A 19,359-nucleotide genomic window follows, 5' to 3' on the forward strand; every position below is an offset into this window, starting at 1 on the left:
GCAGCCGGGCCCGGCCTCCGGCCGTCAGGGGCGGACGAGTCCCACGTCCTGGGCGAGCCGGGCGGCCGCATGCCGGAAGAACGTCTCGCGGTCCTCGACCACCCGGTTGAACTGCCCGAACAGCTCGAACCCGATCAGCCCGAACAGCTGGGCCCATGCCGCCACCATGGCCGCGGCGACCTCCGGCGGCAGATCGGGAGCGAGGTCGGCGGCCATCCGCTCGGCCTCGGGCCGCAGGCCGTCGGGGAGCGACGGGAGGACGAGGCCCTGCCCCTGGTGCGCGTCCCGGACGATGCCGATGAGGGCGAGGCCGACCCGGGAGGCGGCCCGGACGGTGGTGTCGGGGGCGGCGTACCCGGGCACGGGCGAGCCGTAGATCAGCGCGTACTCGTGCGGATGAGTGAGGGCCCAGGCGCGGGCCGCCTCACAGACAGCCGTCCAGCGGGCCACCGGCGGGGCGTCGGATGCGGCGTCCCGGGCCCGTTCCGCGGCCTCGCCGAGGGAGTCGTAGGCATCGATGATCAGGTCGGTCAGCAGGTCGTCGCGGCTGGGGAAGTAGCGGTACAGGGCCGACGACACCATGCCCAGCTCGCGGGCGACGGCCCGCAGCGACAGCCTGGCCGCACCCTCCGCCATCAGTTGTCTGCGCGCCGCTTCCTTGATCGCTGCGGTGATTTCCTGCCTGGCCCGTGCGCGGGCGCCCCGTGCGGTGCTCATGCCAGCAGTGTGCCACGAGCAAGAGCGGTGCACACAAAGGAGAGCGTCGAACAAATAAGAGAGCACTGCTCTTGCTATGGAGCACCCGTCTACTCCAGACTGGGGTCGACCGAGAGCACCGCTCTCCCCAACTCGCCGTGGGAGTCATCATGACCGCGACCTCGCCGTACTACCTCAAGGGCAGCCCGCTCACCGTCCGCCTGAACAGGGTGATCGGCTGGCTCGCGCGGCACGGGCTCAGCCTCGCGGGCACCGCCGAGATGTCGGTGCGCGGCCGCAAGAGCGGCAGGATGCAGCGCATCCCGGTCAACCCGCACGCCTACGAGGGCGGCCAGTACCTGGTCTCGGCGCGCGGTCACTCGCAGTGGGTGCGGAACATGCGTGCGGCCGGCGGCGGCGAACTGCGCGTCGGCCGCACAGTGCGCGCCTTCACGGCGGTGGAGCTTCCCGACGCCGAGAAGCTGCCCGTCCTGCGGACCTATCTGGAGAAGTGGGGCTGGGAGGTCAACCAGTACTTCAACGGGGTGACCGCCAAGTCCTCGGACGAAGAGATCATCGCCTGCGCCTGCGACCACCCGGTCTTCCGCATCGTCGTCACGAGCTGACGGGTTCCTCCGCGGGGGCGGCGGGCCCCCGGTCCAGTGCGGTCAGGGCGCGCTGGGCGAGCGGGTGGGCGCGCACCATCTCACCCAGCGACGTGGAGCCCTGGGTGATCTCCTTGAACGCCCGCCACGCCGGACGGAAGCCGGTGAGGGCCGCGTGGAAGAGGCCGGGACGCTTCTCGAACACGGCCAGCATCCGCTTGCCGACACTCATCTCGACACCGAGCCCCGCCTTGATCGCGAAGGCGTAGTTCAGGGCCTGGCGACGGGTGTCGACGGCGTCGTTCGCCTCGGCGATCCGCACCGCCCACTCCCCCGCCAGCCGGCCCGAGCGCAGCGCGAAGGAGATTCCCTCACGGGTCCACGGCTCCAGCAGGCCCGCCGCGTCACCGCAGACCAGCACCCGGCCGCGGGAGAGCGGCGAGTCGTCGGCACGGCAGCGGGTGAGGTGCCCGGAGGAGACGGCCGGCTCGAACCCGGCCAGGCCGAGCCGGGCGATGAAGTCCTCCAAGTACCGCTTGGTGGCGGCACCTTCACCGCGCGCGGAGATGACTCCGACGGTCAGCGTGTCGCCCTTCGGGAACACCCAGCCGTAACTGCCCGGCATCGGGCCCCAGTCGATGAGAACGCGGCCCTGCCAGTCCTCGGCGACCGTCTCCGGCACCGGGATCTCCGCCTCCAGGCCGAGGTCGACCTGGTCGAGCTTCACTCCGACGTGGGCTCCTATGCGACTGGCGCTGCCGTCGGCGCCGACGACCGCGCGGGCCAGCACCGTCTCGCCGCCCTGGAGTATCACGGCGACCGTGCGCCGGTCCGGAACCGCGGAGCCGTGCTGCTCGACGCGCTGCACCGTGACACCCGTCCGCAGCTCGGCGCCCGCCTTCTGCGCGTGCTCGACCAGCTGCTGGTCGAACTCGGGCCGGTTGATCAGCCCGAACAGCATCTGCCTGGAACGGCGGGTACGCGTGAAGCGGCCGTTGTTCGAGAACGTGACCGCGTGCACCCGGTCCCGGAAGGGGAGCTCGAAACCGGGCGGCAGCGCATCGCGCGAGGGCCCGATGATGCCGCCGCCGCACGTCTTGTACCGGGGCAGCTCGGCTTTCTCCAGCAACAGGACGCGCCGCCCCGCGACCGCCGCCGCGTAGGCGGCCGAGGCCCCCGCGGGTCCCGCGCCCACCACGACGACGTCCCACACCTGCTGCACGTCGTCCGCCGAAGAGTTCTCGCTGCTCACGATGGTCTGCCGCTCCGATGAAACCGCTGCCGAAGTGTCCCCCCGCATCCTACGGTCGCCGTCCGCGCAGGCCGCTGTGGGAGGATCGCTGTACTCACCCCGTACAACGTCGCACCCACGAGGAGCGTGCCCATGTCGTCGAATCCGGTCGCCGAGACCGTGGCCTCGCTGCTGCCCCGGGCGAAGACGGAGCTGGCCGAGCTGGTCGCCTTCAAGTCGGTGGCGGACTTCGCGCAGTTCCCGAGGAGCGAGAGCGAGGGCGCCGCGCGCTGGATCGCCGACGCGCTGAGCGCCGAGGGCTTCGTCGACGTGGCACTGCTGGACACGCCGGACGGCACGCAGTCCGTCTACGGCCACCTGCCGGGCCCGGAGGGTGCCAAAACGGTTCTTCTCTATGCGCACTACGACGTCCAGCCGCCGCTGGACGAGGCCGGCTGGACCACTCCGCCGTTCGAGCTGACCGAGCGCGACGGCCGCTGGTACGGCCGCGGCACCGCCGACTGCAAGGGCGGCTTCCTCATGCACCTGCTCGCGCTGCGTGCCCTCAAGGCGAACGGCGGCGTGCCGGTGAACGTCAAGGTGATCGTGGAGGGCTCGGAGGAGCAGGGCACGGGTGGCCTGGAGCGGTATGCCGAGCTGCACCCCGAACTGCTGGCGGCGGACACGATCGTCATCGGTGACGCGGGCAACTTCCGGGTCGGCCTGCCGACGGTGACGACCACCCTGCGCGGCATGACCCTGGTCCGGGTGCAGATCGACACTCTGGACGGCAACCTGCACTCGGGCCAGTTCGGCGGTGCCGCCCCGGACGCGCTGGCCGCGCTGATCCGGGTCCTGGACTCGCTGCGCGCCGAGGACGGTTCGACGACGGTCGACGGGCTGGACTCCACGGCGCAGTGGGCCGGTCTGGAGTACACCGAGCAGCAGTTCCGCACGGACGCCAAGGTGCTGGACGGCGTCGGGCTGATCGGTGACGGCTCGGTCGCCGACCGCATCTGGGCCCGTCCCGCCGTCACCGTCCTCGGCATCGACTGCCCGCCGGTCGTGGGCGCCACCCCCTCCGTGCAGTCGGGCGCCCGTGCCCTGATCAGCCTGCGGGTGCCGCCGGGCGTCAACGCGGCGGAGGCCACCAAGCTGCTCCAGGCCCACATCGAGGCGCACACCCCGTGGGGCGCACGGGTCACCACCGAGCAGATCGGCCAGGGCCAGCCGTTCCGCGCCGACCCCTCCAGCCCCGCCTACGCAGCGATGGCCGACGCGATGGCGGTGGCCTACCCGGGCGAGACGATGCAGTACGCCGGCCAGGGCGGCTCCATCCCGCTGTGCAACACCCTCGCCGGTCTGTACCCGCAGGCGGAGATCCTCCTCATCGGGCTCAGCGAGCCGGAGGCGCAGATCCACGCCGTCGACGAGAGCGTGTCCCCCGAGGAGCTGGAGCGGCTGTCCGTCGCCGAGGCGCTGTTCCTGCGCAACTACGCGGCGGGCTGACCCCTTCTGCCCACGGCAGAGGACCCCCGCTCCCCGGCGGGGGTCCTTCCTACGGTCGGGGCATGGACGTCATCGTGGGTCGGTGCGCGTACCGTCGAAGGATGCGCGCGCCGTCGAAGGGTGCGCAGTCGGAGGGTGCGCGCGCCGTCGAAGGATGCGCATACCGTCGGAGGGTTCGCACACCGTCGGAGGGTTCGCGGCCGCTGTCGCCGGTTCGCCGGGCACCCCGGGGACGGTTCAGCCGACCGGCACCCCGGCCTCCAGGTAAAGGGCGGCGCCCCGCTCGCGCGCGCGTAGCGCCCAGCGCAGCCGCTCGTAGCGGACGGGCGGCAGCATCCCGGCGGCCTCCTGCTCGGTGGCGAACCGCCAGGCGCGCAGCTCCGGGCCGGGCAGCAGCACCCGGGACGCCTCGCCCGACTCCAGCCGGCCGCCGTCGAAGAGCAGCCGCAGCCCGCCGTAGCCGGGCGGCGCGGGCCGCTCCCAGTCCACGACGAGCAGCCTGGGCACGTCCCGCAGCCGTATCCCGGTCTCCTCGGCGACCTCGCGCATCCCGGCGCGGGCCGGGGCCTCGCCCCGCTCCACCACGCCGCCGGGGAACTCCCAGCCGGGCTTGTAGGTCGGGTCGACGAGCAGCACCCGGTCCTGCTCGTCGAAGAGGAGCACTCCGGCGGCGAGGGTCTCGGCGGTCGGCTCGGGGGTCTGCACGATGTCGCAGGCCGGCACGGCACCGCTGCCGACGGCGTCCGAGATGCGGACGGCCGTCTCGTAAGGGGTCAGGGCGCTGGTGTCCAGGAGGTGGGCGTCGGCGGTGAGCCAGGTGGAGAGGGCGGTGCGGTAGGGCTCGATGTGGTCGTAGGCCCACTGGCGTGTCCTCAGCTCGCCGTCGGGCAGCTCGGGCGGGATCTGCCGCCCGGCTATCCGCTCGCGCAGGATCGTTTCGGCCGGGGCGAGGAGCAGATGGTGCACCGGGATTCTGCGGGCCGCGAGGCCGCCGAAGATCTCGTCCCGGTACTCTTGGCGGAGCAGCGTCATGGGCACCACGAGAGTGCCGCCCAGCTCGGCGAGCATCGCGGCGGCGGTGTCGATGACCAGCCGGCGCCAGATCGGCAGATCCTGATAGTCGCCGACCTCGGCGAGGCACTTGGCCGGCAGCAGGTGTGTGAGCCCCCCGCCGATGACCTCGGGGTCGAAGAGCGTGCTGTTCGGGATCAGCTCGATCAGCTCCCGTGCGGTGGTGGTCTTCCCCGCACCGAACGCGCCGTTGATCCAGACGACGGTCACGGACTCCCCCTCTTCTGTTTGGCCCCCTGAGGCTTGCCCGCTCCACCCTGCCACGGAAACCCCGTCCCGTTGAGGGCGCCTGCCCATGCGCAACACAGGGGCGCCGGTGCCTCCGGCGGCGGAGGCACCGGCACGCACGCCGTACGGCGGTGGGCCTACTCCTGTCCGAAGGCGTCGCCGTCGAGGGCGAGGCTGTCCTGGCTGACGACGCTCTTCGCCCCGTCCAGGGTGTCCGAGACGTTCACGTCACCGGTGGAGCCGTCGTCCGCCGCGGGGGACGGGGTGATGGCAGCCACGACGAATCCGGTGGCGAGGCTGGCGATGGCGAGCATGCTGCGCTTCTTCATGCGCTGAACAACTGCGCGACGGGCCCGGAGTCACGCGGATCGCCGCAGTCGAGTTCTTGCGCCGACCGTTGCTCCAGGACGGGCGTCGTCCTGGACGCACCTGCCCTGGACCATCGCTCCCGGACGTGCCTCATGCAGGCCCCACCCGTCCAGGACCGTCGCTCCCGGACGTGCCTCATCCGGGCCGCACCCGTCCAGGACGCACGACGGCGGGGAAATCTCCTGGCCCGGGTGATCACGGCGCGGGTATCGTCCAGGGCCTCGTCCGCCGTGACCGCCCAGGAAGGTCCAGTCATGCCCCGCCCCCGCTCCACCACCACCCTCTGGCGCCCGACGGGCCCCGCAGAGCTGGAGCTGGTCCGGGAGCTGGACCGGCGTGCCTGGCCGCCGCGGCTGCCGGAGCAGCCGATCTTCTATCCCGTGCTCAACGAGGACTACGCGATCCGCATCGCCCGGGACTGGAACGTCAAGCACGACGGCGCCGGTTTCGTGACCCGCTTCGAGGTCGACACCGAGTTCCTCGCCCGCTATCCGGTCCGCCAGGCCGGCGGCGAGACGATCCTGGAGCTGTGGGTTCCGGCGGAGGAACTGGACGAGTTCAACGCCCACATCGCCGGCCGCATCGAGGTCGTGCACGAGTTCCGGCCGGCCGAGGAGCGCCCGTGAGCGGCCCCCATGCCCTCGGCGCGGCCGGCCCCCATGCATTCGGCACGGCCGGCGGCCCTGCCGGAGAGCTGCTGAAGGACGTCGGACGGTCGGGCGACCGGCTCGTCCGCAGCGCGGCGGGGCTGACCGAGGCCGAACTGCGGGCCCGGTCGGAACTGCCCTCGTGGACGCGCGGCCATGTGCTCGCCCACGTCCTGCACAGCGTCGACGCCCACGTGTGGCTGCTCCGGCTCGCGCACACCGGCCGCGAACCGGGGCCACGCGCGGACGCGGCGGCGCTGGGCGCGGCGGTACGGCGGGACTCCGCGCTCCCGGCGGACCGGCTGGCGGGCCGGTTGCGCGAGAGCCTCGACCGGTTCACGGCTCAGGGGCGCGAGATGCCCCCCGACGCCTGGGACCGGCTCGTCCCGGCGCTGGCCGGCTGGCGCCACCCCGCCTGGCATCTGCTGCTGCGCTGCCTGCGGGAGCTGGAGACACACCACCTGGACCTCGGCACCGGCCACGGCACCGACCAATGGCCGGACCGGTACGTCTCCTGGGCGCTGGACGACACCCTCACCACCCTGCGCGTCCAGGGCTTCCCGCTCGCCTCGGTGGCCGCCACGGATCTCGGCCTGCGCTGGTCCCTGGCGTCCGGCGGACCCGCGGTCGCGGGGACCGGACACCAGCTGCTCGGCTGGCTCAGCGGCAGGCGGCCGTTCGACGGGTCGGTGACCGGCGGCCCGGCCGGCCCGCTGCCGCTGCCGCCTGCCTGGCCTCAGCCGCCGCTGCCGGGCTGGGGTCGCGTCGGTGACGACCGCTCCTGAAGCCAACACTTCCGAACGTTCCGGTATGCGGCGGTAGCCCAGTTGCCGCGTGGGCGGGGTTTCTGACGGGCTGTCGCCCAGCAAGTCGGTCCTCTTCCAACAGACTCCGACACGTCCTACCGTAAACGCGCACTGATGACGCGTACATGTCGCCTGGCGCCGGGCCGGGCCGTCGCATGCCGTCATCCCGCCTTTCGCGAGTAGGAGGAACGTCAACGATGCGTCACCCTCACACCCGCACCACCCGCCGGAGAGTGGCCGGAGCGCTGGCCGCAGGACTGCTGTGCGCGGCAGCCCTCGCCGCTCCCGCTCCGGCTCTGGCCGCCCCGCCCACGCCACAGGCCCGGTCCCTGGCCGACGGTCTCGCCCCGACCCCGCCCATGGGCTTCAACAACTGGAACTCCACCCACTGCCGCCCCGAGTTCGACGAGGCCATGGTCAAGGGCATCGCGGACCTCTTCGTGGAGAAAGGCCTGAAGGACGCGGGCTACCAGTACGTCAACCTGGACGACTGCTGGGCTCTGCCGCACCGTGACACGAACGGCAGGCTGGTGCCCGACCCCGCACGCTTCCCGGGCGGGATCAAGGCGGTCGCGGACTATGTCCACGCCAAGGGGCTCAAGCTCGGCATCTACACCAGCGCCGGCATCAAGACCTGCAACAGCGCGGGCTTCCCGGGGGCGCTGGGCCACGAGTACAGCGACGCGCGGCAGTTCGCCGACTGGGGCGTGGACTACCTGAAGTACGACAACTGCAACAACATGGGCGTGGATGCCCGGCAGCGCTACCGGACCATGCGCGAGGCGCTCGAGGCGACCGGGCGCCCCATCGTCTACAGCATCTGCGAATGGGGCGAGAACAAGCCCTGGGAGTGGGCCTCGGACGTCGGCCACCTGTGGCGGACCACCGGGGACATCAGCGACAGCTGGAGTTCGATGCTGTCGATCCTGAAGCAGAACCTCCCGCTCGCGCCGTACGCCGGCCCCGGTCACTGGAACGACCCCGACATGCTGGAGGTCGGCAACGGCGGCATGACGGACACCGAGTACCGCTCGCACTTCTCCCTCTGGTCGGTCATGGCCGCGCCGCTGCTCATCGGCACCGACCTGCGCAAGGCAACTCCGGCGACCTTCGACATCCTGGGCAACAAGGAGGTCATCGCCGTCGACCAGGACCCGCTCGGCAAGCAGGGCACCGTCGTCGGCTCCGCGGGCGGACGCTGGGTCGTCGCCAAGGAGTTGAGGGACGGCAGCCGCGCGGTGGCCCTCTTCAACGAATCCGGCACCGCCCAGCGGATCGCCACCAGCGCGAGCGCTATCGGCCTGCCCGACGCCGACGCCTACACCCTGCGAGACCTGTGGCAGCACCGCGGCTTCAACACCGCCGGCACCGTCGCCGCCACCGTCCCCGCACACGGCACGGTCCTGCTGCGGGTCGCGGCAGACCCGGACTGGGCCGCCCACCCGCCCGCCGTCGACCTCGGCCTGGACGGCAGCCCGCTGGTCGAGGCGGGCACCCCGGCCACGCTCACCAGCGCCGTCACCGACCTCGGCCGCACCCCTGCGCGCCGCGTGTCCGTGTCCCTGACCGGCCCCGACGGCTGGACCGTACGGCCCGCCTCGGCGACCACGGCCGCCGCCCTCACCACCGGCAGGTCCCTGCGCACCGGCTGGCGCGTGACGGCGCCGGCCGGAACGCCGGCCGGCTCCTACGGCCTCACGCTGCAGACGCGTTACCGCTCGCCCTCCGGCCAACGCGTAAGCAGCACGCTGCCGCTGACCGCGTCCGTCGTCGTGCCACCGCCCGCAGGCACCTCGTACCTCGGCGACCTGCCCTGGCTGTCGGCGACCAGCGGCTGGGGGCCGGTGGAACGCAACACCAGCAACGGGGAAAGTGCCGCGGGCGACGGGCATCCGATCACCATGGGCGGGACGGTGTACGGCAAGGGGCTCGGCGTGCACGCGCTCAGCGACGTCTCCTTCTACACCGGCAAGGCGTGCGAGAAGGTCACCGCCGAGGTCGGCGTGGACGACGAGAAGGGGGCGAAGGGCACCGTCGCCTTCGAGATCTGGGCGGACGGCACCAGGGCCGCCGCCACCGGCGTCCTGACCAACGCCAGGCCCGCCCAGCCGGTCACCGCCGACATCACCGGCGCCCAGGTGGTCCGGCTCGTCGTCACCGACGGCGGGGACGGCATCGACTCCGACCACGCGGACTGGGCGGACGCCCGCCTGATCTGCTGATCTCCACAGGCTCACCGCAGTCGGATCCGGCCTGCGAGCCACACAGCCGCGAACCCGCCCAGCCGCAGCCGCGCCCACCACTGCCGACACCCACAGCTCACCGCGGTCGGGTCCGGCCTGCGAGCCGGCGCAGCCACGACCCGTCCAGCCGCAGCCGCGCCGAACGCCGGCCGACGCCTAAAGGCCGGCCGGATCCGGCTTCCGGGCCAGCGCGGCCGCGGCGGCGCCGACCAGCCCCGCGTCGGTGCCGGTCTGCGCGGGCACGACGGTGAGCCGCTGCACGAAGGAGAGGGTCGCGTAGTCGGTGAGGGCCTTGCGCAGCGGCGTGAGGAGGATGTCGCCCGCCTTGCCGACGCCCCCGCCGATGACCGCGATGTCGATCTCGACCAGCGTCGCGGTGGCGGCGATACCGGCGGCCAGCGCCTGCGCGGCCCGCTCGAAGGAGGCCACCGCGACCGGGTCGCCCGCGCGGGCGGCGGCGGCCACCGCGGCCGCAGAGGTGTCGCCGTCGGGGCCGGGACGCCAGCCCTGCTCCAGCGCGCGCCGGGCGATGTTGGGGCCGCTGGCGATACGCTCCACGCAGCCGCGCGAGCCGCACGGGCACGGGTCGCCGTCCAGGTCGACACTGATGTGGCCGATGTGCCCGGCGTTGCCGGTCGGACCCGGGTGGAGCCTGCCGCCCAGCACCAGGCCGCCGCCCACCCCGGTCGAGACGACCATGCACAGCGCGTTGTCGTGGCCGCGGGCGGCACCCTGCCAGTGTTCGGCCGCCGTGATCGCGACGCCGTCGCCGATCAGCTCCACCGCCAGGCCCCCGGTGGCCGCGCGCACCCGCTCGACCAGCGGGAACTCACGCCAGCCCGGCACGTTCACCGGACTGACGGTGCCCGCCGAGGCGTCCACCGGGCCGGCGCTGCCGATACCGATGGAGCCGGCGCGTCCCCACAGCGGCGAGCCGGCGAGGTCGCCGAGCACCTCCGCCACCGCCCGCATGACCGTTTCGCCATCCTGCTGGGCGGGCGTGGCCCGCTGGGCCCGGGCATGTATCCGTCCGTCGCCGTCCACCAGCGCGCCGGCGATCTTGGTGCCGCCGATGTCCAGGGCCGCCACGAGGTCGGTGTGCATCAGAGTCAGATCTCCCCGTTGAAGCTTGAAACCAAAGAAAGACAGCCGGTCAAGCGGTGGGGGCGCAGGCCGGAGACAGCGGTGGACAGTCTCTCTCGCATCTGACAACGTTGTCCAGGCTCTATGCTCGACGCCACATCCTCATACAAGCCCACGGATCGCGCACCGCCTCCCGTGGAAAGAGACGTACGAGAGACAGGACCGACGCATCGTGCCCGAGACCACCCGCCGCGCAGACCGCCTCCCCGGGAACCGGTACGGCAACCGCCCGACGATGAAGGACGTGGCGGCGCGCGCCGGTGTGGGACTGAAGACGGTCTCCCGGGTGGTGAACGGCGAGCCCGGAGTCACGCCCGACACCGAACGCCGGGTGCAGGAGGCCATCGACGCGCTCGGCTTCCGCCGCAACGACAGCGCCCGGGTGCTGCGCAAGGGCCGTACGGCCAGCATCGGCCTGGTCCTGGAGGACCTCGCGGACCCCTTCTACGGCCCGCTGAGCCGTGCCGTGGAGGAGGTGGCCCGCGCCCACGGCGCCCTGCTGATCAACGGGTCCAGCGCCGAGGACCCGGAGCGCGAGCAGGAGCTGGCGCTGGCCCTGTGCGCGCGCCGGGTGGACGGCCTGGTGGTGATCCCGGCCGGGGACGACCACCGCTATCTGGAGCCGGAGATCAGGGCCGGCGTGGCGACGGTGTTCGTGGACCGCCCGGCGGGGCGGATCGACGCCGACGTCGTCCTGTCCGACAACTACGGCGGCGCCCGGAGCGGTGTCGCCCACCTCATCGCGCACGGTCACCGCCGGATCGGGTTCATCGGCGACATGCCCCGCATCCACACCGCCGCCGAGCGGCTGCGCGGCTACCGGGCCGCCATGGAGGACGCGGGGATACCGGTCGAGGAGCGCTGGATGTCCCTCGGGGCGACGAATCCCGAGCGGGTGCGCCGGGCCGCCGAGGAGATGCTGTCCGGGCCCGACCCGGTCACCGCGGTCTTCACCGGCAACAACCGGGTCACGGTCACCGTGATCCGGGTCCTGGCCGAGCAGTCCCGGCGGGTCGCCCTCGTCGGCTTCGACGACATCGAGCTGGCCGATCTGCTGCAGCCGGGCGTCACGGTCGTCGCCCAGGACGCGGCCGCCCTCGGCCGTACCGCCGCCGAGCGCCTCTTCCGTCAGCTGGAGGGTACGCTCATGGCGCCCGAGCGGATCGAGCTGCCGACCCGGCTGATCACCCGCGGTTCGGGCGAGCTGCCTCCGGCGGACTGAGCGTGGCCACGCTGGAGGAGCTGGGCCTCGCCGTGGCGCCGCGCGACCGTCCGCTGACGTATCCCGGCGCCTGGCCCGCCGACTCCGGACTGCTGGACGGTGACCGGATGCTGCCGTTGGAGCGCCTGGTGTACGACGACCGGGCGCCGGTCCTGGCCATCGGCTCCAACGCCTGCCCCGGCCAGCTGCGGCACAAGATGACCGAGTTCGGCATCGACGCCCCGGTACCGATGGTGCGGTGCCGGGTGACCGGCATCGACGTGGGCGTCTCCGCGCATGTGAGCCGCTTCGGCTATGTCTCCGCCTCGCCCGTCAGATCCCCTCGCGCCTTACGGGAGCTGTTCGTCATCTGGCTCGATGCGCGGCAGCTGGACGTGATCGACGCCAGCGAGGGCGTACCGCTGCCCGAAGGCAACTTCCGGCGGGCCTGGCTGCCTGCACCGGACGTACGCGTCGAACTCCCGGACGGACAGGTTCTGCCCGGGGTGTACTCGTACGTCAACCGGCACGGGGTCCTGCGCAACGGCGACGGTACACCGCGCAGCCATCCCGGCCAGCACACGCTCCTCACCGAACTCCTCGTCGGATCGGCCCGGTTGCGGCAGCTGTTCGGGGTGACGCCCGAGGATTTCAGCGCCCGGGCACGCGGCGACGCCCGCCTGTGTGCGCAGGGCACGCGACTGTTCGTGGAGCACCGGTGGGTGACGAGGTCGGGTCTGGAGCCGTACGCCGACGGCCGGCTGCAGGCCGGCGACCACGGGTGACGCCGGACAGCCCCGCCGGCCCGCAGGCCACCGCGCTCCCCCGTACCCGGCCCGGCGCGGCGCCGCCCCGTTCCCGTGTCGCTGCCGCCTGTCGGCGAGCGCGTCCCGAGGACGGGGCGGGGCCGGGGTCGCCTACTTCGCGGAGGCCGTCAGGTCGCCGCGGCGGGGCGCGGCGAAGCTCTCCAGATCGGCGCGGGTCAGGCCGCTGAGGCGGGCCACCTCGGCAATGTCGAGGGCGCCGCAGTCCAGGCCGCGCAGCAGGTATCCGCTGAGGGCCTTGGCGGTGGCGGGCTCGTCCATGACGTCGCCGCCGGCCCGGTTGGCGTACCGGGCGAGCCGGCCCGCGGCCTGCTCGAAGCCCTCGCGGTAGAAGGCGAAGACGGCCGCGTAGCGGGTGGGGATGTGGCCGGGGTGCATGTCCCAGCCCTGGTAGTAGGCGCGGGCGAGGGCGCGGCGGGTGAGGCCGTAGTGCAGGCGCCAGGCGTCGTGGACCTTCTCGGTGGGGCCGACCGGCAGGACGTTCGTGGAGCCGTCCGAGACCCGCACGCCGGTGCCCGCCGCGGCGACCTGCATGACCGCTTTGGCGTGGTCGGCGGCCGGGTGGTCGCTGGCCTGGTAGGCGGCGGAGACGCCGAGGCAGGCGCTGTAGTCGAAGGTGCCGTAGTGCAGCCCGGTGGCGCGGCCCTCGGCGGCCTGGATCATGCGGGCGACGGCGGCGGTGCCGTCGGTGGCGAGGATGGACTGGCTGGTCTCGATCTGGATCTCGAAGCCGAGCCGGCCGGCCTCCAGACCGTGCACCTTCTCGAAGGCTTCCAGGAGCCGGACGAAGGCGCCGACCTGCTCGGGGTACGTCACCTTCGGCAGCGTGAGCACGAGCCCCTCGGGCAGGCCGCCGGCCTCGACCAGGCCGGTGAGGAAGACGTCGAGGGTGCGGATGCCCCGGTCGCGTACGGCGGCCTCCATGCACTTCATGCGGATGCCCATGTACGGCGCCGCGGTGCCGTTCTCGTACGCCTCGGCGATCAGGCGGGCCGCGCGGGCCGCCGTCGCGTCCTCCTCGGTGTCGGGGCGGGGGCCGTAGCCGTCCTCGAAGTCGACCCGCAGATCCTCGATGGGCTCCCGCTCCAGCTTGGCGCGCACGCGCGAGTAGACAGGCTCGGCCAGCTCGTCGGAGAGGCCCAGGACGGCCGCGAAGGAGGCGGCGTCGGGGGCGTGGGCGTCGAGAGCGGCGAGGGCCTGGTCGCCCCAGCTGCGGATGGTGTCGGCGGCGAAGGCGTCACCGGGGACGTAGACGGTGTGGACGGGCTGCCGGGTGCCGGGGTCGCCGGGGTAGCGGCGCTCCAGCTCGGCGTCGACCGATACGAGAGAGGCGCTGATCTCCTCGCTGACGGCGCCCGCGAGGCTCGTCGCCACCTTCTCCTGCTGACCCATCCCACACCCTCCAAGCTTTCCGCTCTACGGAATCAACAATCCGTATAGCGAAGTTATCTGCCAACCTTCCCGCTGGTCAACACCGCATTCCATGCGCTCCACCCCGCCATCGCGGCCCGTTCACATCCACCTGGGATCGTTGAGGCAGCACCCTCCTACCGCACAGCGCATTCAGCAACGACTCGCCGGAAGCCCTCGCAGAAGGAGCACCCGTGCCGATCCTCAGCCGAGTCACGCGCCGTATGGGCCTGAAGACCGCGTTGGCCGCCACGATCTCCGTACCCCTGTCCAGTACAGCACTGTCCGCCGGCCCCGCCTCGGCGGGCGGGCACTTCGGCGGTCCGCTCCGGGTCATGTCGTTCAACCTCCGCTACGCCTCCGCCGCCGAGCCCAACAGCTGGGCCGCCCGCCGACCCGTGATGAGTGCCCTGCTGCGCCACGAGCGCCTGCACGTCATCGGCACGCAGGAGGGCCTCTACCAGCAACTGCGCGACATCGAGGCCGCTCTGGGCGCCCCCTACGACTGGATCGGCGCCGGCCGTGCGGGCGGCAGCCGCGACGAGTTCATGGCCGTCTTCTACGACACCCGCCGACTGGCCCCGCAGGAGTACGACCACTTCTGGCTCTCCGACACTCCGGACGTGATCGGGTCCAACACCTGGGGCGGCGGCTCCATCCGGATGGTGACCTGGGTCCGGTTCCGGGACCTGGACGGCGGCCGGGAGTTCTACGTCCTGAACACCCACCTCGACAATCGCAGCCGCAAGGCACGCGCGCGTGCCGCCGCGCTGATCGCGAACGTGGTGTCCCCCGCCCGGGCGGAGCCGGGAGCCCGGGGAGGCGTCGCCGGCCTCGACCGCTCGCTCCCGCTCCTCGTCACCGGCGACTTCAACGTCGCCGCCCACAAGAAGCCGGTGTACGACACGATGCTGGGCGCCGGTCTGGTCGACACGTGGGAGGCCGCGGCCGAGCGGAGCAAGCTCTACGCGACCTTCCACGGCTACCAGCCGCTGACGTCCGACGGCGACCGCATCGACTGGATCCTCGCCACCCCCGGGGTCACGGTGCACCGGGCCTCGATCAACACCTTCTCGGTGGACGGCCAGTTCCCCAGCGACCACCTGCCCGTGCAGGCTTCCCTGACGCTGGGATGAGCCGAGGCCCCGGTGACCGCATCGGTCACCGGGGCCTCGGACACGCCTGGGGCTGGGCTCAGCCCTTGCGGACCTTGATCTCCTCGGTCAGCTGCGGCACGACGTCGAACAGGTCGCCCACCACACCGAAGTCGACCAGCTCGAAGATCGGGGCCTCGGCGTCCTTGTTGACGGCCACGATGGTCTTCGAGGTCTGCATACCGGCGCGGTGCTGGATCGCGCCGGAGATGCCGTTGGCGATGTACAGCTGCGGCGAGACCGACTTGCCGGTCTGGCCGACCTGGTTGGTGTGCGGGTACCAGCCGGCGTCGACGGCGGCACGCGAGGCACCGACGGCCGCACCGAGCTGGTCGGCGAGCGCCTCGATGATCGAGAAGTTCTCCGCACCGTTGACACCACGGCCGCCGGAGACCACGATCGCGGCCTCGGTCAGCTCCGGACGGCCGGTCGACTCACGCGGCGTACGGCCGGTGATCTTGGTGCCGGTGGCCTTGTCCGAGAAGGAGACGGACAGGGCCTCGACCGCACCGGCGGCCGGGGCGGCCTCGACGGCGGCCGAGTTCGGCTTGACCGTGATGACCGGGGTGCCCTTGATGACGCGGGACTTGGTCGTGAAGGACGCGGCGAACACCGACTGGGTGGCCACCGGACCCTCGTCGCCGGCCTCGAGGTCGACGGCGTCGGTGATGATGCCGGAGCCGATGCGCAGCGCCAGGCGGGCGGCGATCTCCTTGCCCTCGGCGGAGGACGGGACCAGCACGGCGGCCGGGGAGACGGCCTCGTGGGCGGCCTGGAGGGCGTCCACCTTCGGGACGACCAGGTACTCGGCGTACTCGGACGCGTCGTGGGTGAGGACCTTCACCGCGCCGTGCTCGGCGAGCGTGGCGGCGGTGTCGGCGGCGCCGTTGCCGAGGGCGACGGCGACGGGCTCGCCGATGCGGCGGGCCAGGGTCAGCAGCTCCAGGGTGGGCTTGCGGACGGCGCCGTCCACGTGGTCGACGTAGACGAGGACTTCAGCCATGGGATTGCTCTCCTGCGTAACGAAGTTGAGGGGCGGTCAGCGGGCGCGGGCCCTTAGATGAACTTCTGGCCCGCGAGGAACTCAGCGAGCTGCTTGCCGCCCTCGCCCTCGTCCTTGACGATGGTGCCGGCCGTGCGGGCCGGACGCTCGGTCGCGGCCTCGACCTTGGTGAACGCGCCGTCCAGGCCGACCTCTTCGGCCTCGATGTCCAGGTCGGACAGGTCCCAGGACTCCACCGGCTTCTTCTTGGCCGCCATGATGCCCTTGAAGGACGGGTAGCGGGCCTCGCCGGACTGGTCGGTCACGGAGACGACGGCCGGGAGCGCGGCCTCGAGCTGCTCCGAGGCGGCGTCGCCGTCGCGGCGGCCCTTGACCGTGCCGTCCTCGACGGAGACCTCGGAGAGCAGGGTGACCTGCGGGACACCCAGACGCTCGGCGACCAGCGCGGGGACGACGCCCATGGTGCCGTCGGTGGAGGCCATGCCGGAGATGACCAGGTCGTAACCGGCCTTCTCGATGGCCTTGGCCAGCACCAGGGAGGTGCCGATGGCGTCGGTGCCGTGCAGGTCGTCGTCCTCGACGTGGATGGCCTTGTCGGCACCCATCGAGAGCGCCTTGCGGAGCGCGTCCTTGGCGTCCTCGGGGCCGACGGTCAGGACGGTGACCTCGGCGTCGTCCGCGTCCTCGGCGATCTGGAGGGCCTGCTCGACCGCGTACTCGTCCAGCTCGGAGAGCAGACCGTCCACGTCGTCACGGTCGACGGTCAGGTCATCGGCGAAGTGCCGGTCGCCAGTGGCGTCGGGCACGTACTTCACAGTGACAACGATCCTCAAGCTCACGCCGGCTCTCCTACTGCATCGTCATTTCGGGCTGCCTCTTGAAAGGCAGCATAGGCGCCTCAAGCGGCCGATCCCGGTCGGGGCGTCGGCGCGCTCCGACCGAAATATTACTCGTCAGTACACCCAGTTCCTGCCCGCTAAGCAAGCGCTTTGAACTGTGACCTTCGCAACGCAGCGTAACCGGAATCCGACGGCTGCACAGGGGCGGAAGACGTGATCATTCCCGCAGGCCGCTGAAGCGGCCCTGGTGGTAGAGGAGCGGACGGCCGTCGCCCGAAGGGTCACCGACGACGACCTCGGCGAGCACGATCCGGTGATCACCGGCCGGCACGCGCCCCACGATCCGGCACACCAGCCAGGCGAGCACGTCGTCCAGCACCGGTACGCCTTCCGGGCCCTCCCGCCACGCGGTGGGCGCGCCGAAGCGGTCGGCTCCGCTGCGGGCGAAGGTGGCGGCCAGCTCGCTCTGGTGCTCGCCGAGCAGGTGCACGCCCACATGGTCGGCCTCGGCCATCGCGGGCCAGCTGGAGGCGCCGGTGCCGATACCGAAGGACACCAGGGGCGGGTCGGCGGAGACGGAGGTCAGGGAGGTGGCGGTGAAGCCGACCGGGCCGCGGGCGCCGCGCGCGGTGATCACCGCGACACCGGCGGCGTGCCGGCGGAAGGTGGAGCGCAGCAGATCGGGGGAGGCGAGCCGAGGGTTGCCGAGGGAGGGCGTGGCCGTCATGGAGTTGTCCTTCTGCGAGGGATGAGGGGCGGTTCCGGAGCTGCTCAGCAGCCGGGACAGCACGCGCTCGCGGTGCGGGCCAGGTCGACGTGGACCCGCCCGTGGAGAAGGAGTTCGATCGGCATAAGGTCAGGCTGACGATAGGTGGTGCGCGCAGTCAAGTGGGTTCCAGGATCTGGGAGCTGTCTCACCGTGCCCTGAGACCCAGTCACACCGCCTCGCCCAGGGCCGCGATGACGTCCGCCGTGCGGGGCTGTCCGACGGCGCGTCTGACCACCCGGCCGCCGGCGTCCAGGACCAGGACGGTGGGTGTCTTCAGGATCTCCAGGTCGCGTACGAGATCCAGGTGGGCCTCGGCATCGATCTCGAGGTGAGCCACGCCCGGGACCATGGCGGCGACCTCGCCGAGCACGCGCCGGGTGGCCCGGCAAGGGGCACAGAAGGCGCTGGAGAACTGCACGAGCGTGGCCCGCTCCCCCAGTTCGCCGCCGAGTTCGGCCGCTCGGAGCCGCTTGCCGTCGTCGCGCCCGCGCACCCGCACCTCTTCCGTTCCGCCGCTTCGTGCGGCACTTCACGACTTCATGGACGCCCGCCGCCGCGAGCAGGACATCAGGGCAAGCATTCCCGGGACCGCGAAGATTCCCGCCTCGGAGATTCCCGTCGGAGTCGGGAGAGGCACAGATTCGAGCCGGATGTAGGCCGACGTGACGAGGATCTCGCCGCCGCGGGGCACCAGGGCTGGCTCACCGTCCGTTCTTGGGGCACGATCTGCGAGACGCCGTAAACCTACGGCTGCGTAACTTTCCCCGCCGGGAGCCCCTTCCCCGAGCAGAGCAGAAAGGGTCTGTCCCGCCCATGGCAGAGCTGGTCTACCGTCCCGTCGTCGGTTTCGCCAAGACGTTGTTCAAGGTCTGGGATCTGAAGATCGACTGTCAGGGGTCGGAGAACATCCCGCGCACGGGCGGCGCCGTGCTGGTGAGCAACCACATCAGCTACCTGGACTTCGTCTTCAACGGCCTGGCCGCCCTCCCGCAGAAGCGCCTGGTGCGCTTCATGGCGAAGGAGTCGGTCTTCCGGCACAAGGTCTCCGGTCCGCTGATGCGCGGCATGAAGCACATCCCGGTGGACCGCAACCAGGGTGAGGCGGCCTACGAGCACGCGCTGGACTCGCTGCGCTCCGGCGAGGTCATCGGGGTGTTCCCGGAGGCGACGATCTCGCAGTCCTTCACGCTGAAGAGCTTCAAGTCCGGCGCGGCCCGACTGGCCCAGGAGGCGGGTGTCCCGCTCGTGCCGATGGCGGTGTGGGGCACCCAGCGGCTGTGGACGAAGGGCCACCCGCGCAACTTCAGGCGCAGCCACCTGCCTGTCACCATCCGAGTCGGCGAGCCGGTGCAGGCCCCGCGTGAGCAGTACGCGGGCGCCATCACCCGGCGGCTGCGCGAACGCGTCCAGGAGCTCCTGGAAGCCGCCCAGCGCGCCTACCCCGGCCGCCCCAAGGGTCCCGAGGACTCCTGGTGGCTGCCGGCCCACCTGGGCGGCACGGCACCCACGGCGGAGCAGCTGCGGGCCGCCGAGGTGCGCTGAGCCTGCGGTCCGGGCGGGCTGACCGGGGCGTTACCGCCCCCGTCAGCTCGTGTTCGCCGATCGACACCG

The 19,359-nt window shown here is 72.1% G+C and carries 19 protein-coding genes and 1 pseudogene; 9 read left to right on the forward strand and 11 right to left on the reverse strand.

The window, feature by feature from the left end; translation table 11 throughout:
• Positions 1-24: 24 nt before the first annotated feature.
• A complete protein-coding gene (locus ACZ4SF_RS26625; protein WP_468388819.1) occupies positions 25-717 on the reverse strand; it encodes a TetR/AcrR family transcriptional regulator in 693 nt (230 codons plus the stop codon).
• 149 nt (positions 718-866) lie between these two features.
• On the opposite strand from ACZ4SF_RS26625, the gene ACZ4SF_RS26630 reads away from it, so the two are divergent.
• Positions 867-1,322 (forward strand): nitroreductase family deazaflavin-dependent oxidoreductase, encoded by a 456-nt coding sequence (locus ACZ4SF_RS26630; RefSeq protein WP_468388820.1) that lies wholly within the window; start codon positions 867-869, stop codon positions 1,320-1,322.
• On the opposite strand, the gene ACZ4SF_RS26635 is transcribed toward ACZ4SF_RS26630, so the two are convergent.
• Positions 1,312-2,553: a geranylgeranyl reductase family protein gene (locus ACZ4SF_RS26635; RefSeq protein WP_468388822.1), complete on the reverse strand. Its 1,242-nt coding sequence runs from the start codon at positions 2,551-2,553 to the stop codon at positions 1,312-1,314. The two genes, ACZ4SF_RS26630 and ACZ4SF_RS26635, sit on opposite strands and share 11 nt — an antisense overlap.
• 132 nt (positions 2,554-2,685) lie before the next feature.
• On the opposite strand from ACZ4SF_RS26635, the gene ACZ4SF_RS26640 reads away from it, so the two are divergent.
• On the forward strand, positions 2,686-4,041 hold the full coding sequence (locus ACZ4SF_RS26640) for a M20/M25/M40 family metallo-hydrolase (protein ID WP_468388824.1): 1,356 nt from the start codon (positions 2,686-2,688) through the stop codon (positions 4,039-4,041).
• A 237-nt stretch (positions 4,042-4,278) separates the two neighbouring features.
• On the opposite strand, the gene ACZ4SF_RS26645 is transcribed toward ACZ4SF_RS26640, so the two are convergent.
• A complete protein-coding gene (locus tag ACZ4SF_RS26645; RefSeq protein ID WP_468388826.1) occupies positions 4,279-5,322 on the reverse strand; it encodes an NUDIX hydrolase in 1,044 nt (347 codons plus the stop codon).
• 155 nt (positions 5,323-5,477) lie between these two features.
• Entirely contained in the window at positions 5,478-5,669 is a 192-nt protein-coding gene (locus ACZ4SF_RS26650; RefSeq protein ID WP_468388828.1) for a hypothetical protein, read from the reverse strand.
• Positions 5,670-5,963: 294 nt separating this feature from the next.
• Here ACZ4SF_RS26650 and ACZ4SF_RS26655 point away from each other — a divergent pair, with 294 nt between their 5' ends.
• From ACZ4SF_RS26655 to ACZ4SF_RS26665, 3 genes are all read left to right on the forward strand, one after another.
• The gene (locus ACZ4SF_RS26655; RefSeq protein ID WP_468388830.1) at positions 5,964-6,335 is read left to right on the forward strand and encodes a hypothetical protein; all 372 of its coding nucleotides are present in this window, start codon (positions 5,964-5,966) and stop codon (positions 6,333-6,335) included.
• Positions 6,332-7,141 (forward strand): maleylpyruvate isomerase family mycothiol-dependent enzyme, encoded by an 810-nt coding sequence (locus ACZ4SF_RS26660; RefSeq protein WP_468388832.1) that lies wholly within the window; start codon positions 6,332-6,334, stop codon positions 7,139-7,141. The genes ACZ4SF_RS26655 and ACZ4SF_RS26660 overlap by 4 nt, the downstream gene beginning before the upstream one ends.
• Before the next feature lie 218 nt (positions 7,142-7,359).
• Positions 7,360-9,384, forward strand: a complete 2,025-nt coding sequence (locus tag ACZ4SF_RS26665) for an NPCBM/NEW2 domain-containing protein (RefSeq protein WP_468388834.1) — start codon at positions 7,360-7,362, stop codon at positions 9,382-9,384.
• 177 nt (positions 9,385-9,561) lie between these two features.
• Here ACZ4SF_RS26665 and ACZ4SF_RS26670 read toward each other — a convergent pair whose 3' ends face one another.
• On the reverse strand, positions 9,562-10,509 hold the full coding sequence (locus ACZ4SF_RS26670; protein ID WP_468388836.1) for an ROK family protein: 948 nt from the start codon (positions 10,507-10,509) through the stop codon (positions 9,562-9,564).
• A gap of 211 nt (positions 10,510-10,720) precedes the next feature.
• Here ACZ4SF_RS26670 and ACZ4SF_RS26675 point away from each other — a divergent pair, with 211 nt between their 5' ends.
• Both ACZ4SF_RS26675 and ACZ4SF_RS26680 read left to right on the forward strand, forming a co-directional pair.
• The gene (locus ACZ4SF_RS26675) at positions 10,721-11,770 is read left to right on the forward strand and encodes a LacI family DNA-binding transcriptional regulator (RefSeq protein WP_468388838.1); all 1,050 of its coding nucleotides are present in this window, start codon (positions 10,721-10,723) and stop codon (positions 11,768-11,770) included.
• Entirely contained in the window at positions 11,767-12,534 is a 768-nt protein-coding gene (locus tag ACZ4SF_RS26680; RefSeq protein WP_468389071.1) for a hypothetical protein, read from the forward strand. The genes ACZ4SF_RS26675 and ACZ4SF_RS26680 overlap by 4 nt, the downstream gene beginning before the upstream one ends.
• 132 nt (positions 12,535-12,666) lie before the next feature.
• Here ACZ4SF_RS26680 and ACZ4SF_RS26685 read toward each other — a convergent pair whose 3' ends face one another.
• Positions 12,667-13,965, reverse strand: a complete 1,299-nt coding sequence (locus ACZ4SF_RS26685) for a DUF6986 family protein (RefSeq protein ID WP_468388840.1) — start codon at positions 13,963-13,965, stop codon at positions 12,667-12,669.
• Between the two features lie 212 nt (positions 13,966-14,177).
• On the opposite strand from ACZ4SF_RS26685, the gene ACZ4SF_RS26690 reads away from it, so the two are divergent.
• Positions 14,178-15,119, forward strand: a complete 942-nt coding sequence (locus ACZ4SF_RS26690; protein ID WP_468388842.1) for an endonuclease/exonuclease/phosphatase family protein — start codon at positions 14,178-14,180, stop codon at positions 15,117-15,119.
• A 58-nt stretch (positions 15,120-15,177) separates the two neighbouring features.
• Here the strand turns inward: ACZ4SF_RS26690 and ACZ4SF_RS26695 are convergent, their stop codons facing one another.
• From ACZ4SF_RS26695 to ACZ4SF_RS26715, 5 genes and pseudogenes are all read right to left on the reverse strand, one after another.
• Positions 15,178-16,140: an electron transfer flavoprotein subunit alpha/FixB family protein gene (locus ACZ4SF_RS26695; RefSeq protein ID WP_468388844.1), complete on the reverse strand. Its 963-nt coding sequence runs from the start codon at positions 16,138-16,140 to the stop codon at positions 15,178-15,180.
• A gap of 53 nt (positions 16,141-16,193) precedes the next feature.
• Entirely contained in the window at positions 16,194-16,979 is a 786-nt protein-coding gene (locus tag ACZ4SF_RS26700) for an electron transfer flavoprotein subunit beta/FixA family protein (protein ID WP_468388846.1), read from the reverse strand.
• Positions 16,980-17,196: 217 nt separating this feature from the next.
• On the reverse strand, positions 17,197-17,706 hold the full coding sequence (locus tag ACZ4SF_RS26705; protein ID WP_468388848.1) for a flavin reductase family protein: 510 nt from the start codon (positions 17,704-17,706) through the stop codon (positions 17,197-17,199).
• A 44-nt stretch (positions 17,707-17,750) separates the two neighbouring features.
• The gene (locus ACZ4SF_RS26710) at positions 17,751-17,831 is read right to left on the reverse strand and encodes a putative leader peptide (RefSeq protein WP_399079228.1); all 81 of its coding nucleotides are present in this window, start codon (positions 17,829-17,831) and stop codon (positions 17,751-17,753) included.
• 83 nt (positions 17,832-17,914) lie between these two features.
• A pseudogene (locus ACZ4SF_RS26715) lies at positions 17,915-18,311 on the reverse strand (TlpA family protein disulfide reductase).
• A 250-nt stretch (positions 18,312-18,561) separates the two neighbouring features.
• On the opposite strand from ACZ4SF_RS26715, the gene ACZ4SF_RS26720 reads away from it, so the two are divergent.
• Positions 18,562-19,290, forward strand: a complete 729-nt coding sequence (locus ACZ4SF_RS26720; RefSeq protein WP_468388850.1) for a lysophospholipid acyltransferase family protein — start codon at positions 18,562-18,564, stop codon at positions 19,288-19,290.
• Positions 19,291-19,359 lie beyond the last annotated feature (69 nt).

It is taken from the genome of Streptomyces sp. NPDC027663 (assembly GCF_055566415.1).

What these genes read in the sequence shown, in the direction of transcription:
- ACZ4SF_RS26705 (WP_468388848.1), bottom strand. Translation starts at nt 17,706, where the DNA reads ATGACGGCCACGCCCTCCCTCGGCAACCCTCGGCTCGCCTCCCCCGAT.
- ACZ4SF_RS26630 (WP_468388820.1), top strand. Translation starts at nt 867, where the DNA reads ATGACCGCGACCTCGCCGTACTACCTCAAGGGCAGCCCGCTCACCGTC.
- ACZ4SF_RS26695 (WP_468388844.1), bottom strand. Translation starts at nt 16,140, where the DNA reads ATGGCTGAAGTCCTCGTCTACGTCGACCACGTGGACGGCGCCGTCCGC.
- ACZ4SF_RS26685 (WP_468388840.1), bottom strand. Translation starts at nt 13,965, where the DNA reads ATGGGTCAGCAGGAGAAGGTGGCGACGAGCCTCGCGGGCGCCGTCAGC.
- ACZ4SF_RS26710 (WP_399079228.1), bottom strand. Translation starts at nt 17,831, where the DNA reads ATGCCGATCGAACTCCTTCTCCACGGGCGGGTCCACGTCGACCTGGCC.
- ACZ4SF_RS26655 (WP_468388830.1), top strand. Translation starts at nt 5,964, where the DNA reads ATGCCCCGCCCCCGCTCCACCACCACCCTCTGGCGCCCGACGGGCCCC.
- ACZ4SF_RS26650 (WP_468388828.1), bottom strand. Translation starts at nt 5,669, where the DNA reads ATGAAGAAGCGCAGCATGCTCGCCATCGCCAGCCTCGCCACCGGATTC.
- ACZ4SF_RS26670 (WP_468388836.1), bottom strand. Translation starts at nt 10,509, where the DNA reads ATGCACACCGACCTCGTGGCGGCCCTGGACATCGGCGGCACCAAGATC.
- ACZ4SF_RS26720 (WP_468388850.1), top strand. Translation starts at nt 18,562, where the DNA reads ATGGCAGAGCTGGTCTACCGTCCCGTCGTCGGTTTCGCCAAGACGTTG.
- ACZ4SF_RS26640 (WP_468388824.1), top strand. Translation starts at nt 2,686, where the DNA reads ATGTCGTCGAATCCGGTCGCCGAGACCGTGGCCTCGCTGCTGCCCCGG.
- ACZ4SF_RS26665 (WP_468388834.1), top strand. Translation starts at nt 7,360, where the DNA reads ATGCGTCACCCTCACACCCGCACCACCCGCCGGAGAGTGGCCGGAGCG.
- ACZ4SF_RS26625 (WP_468388819.1), bottom strand. Translation starts at nt 717, where the DNA reads ATGAGCACCGCACGGGGCGCCCGCGCACGGGCCAGGCAGGAAATCACC.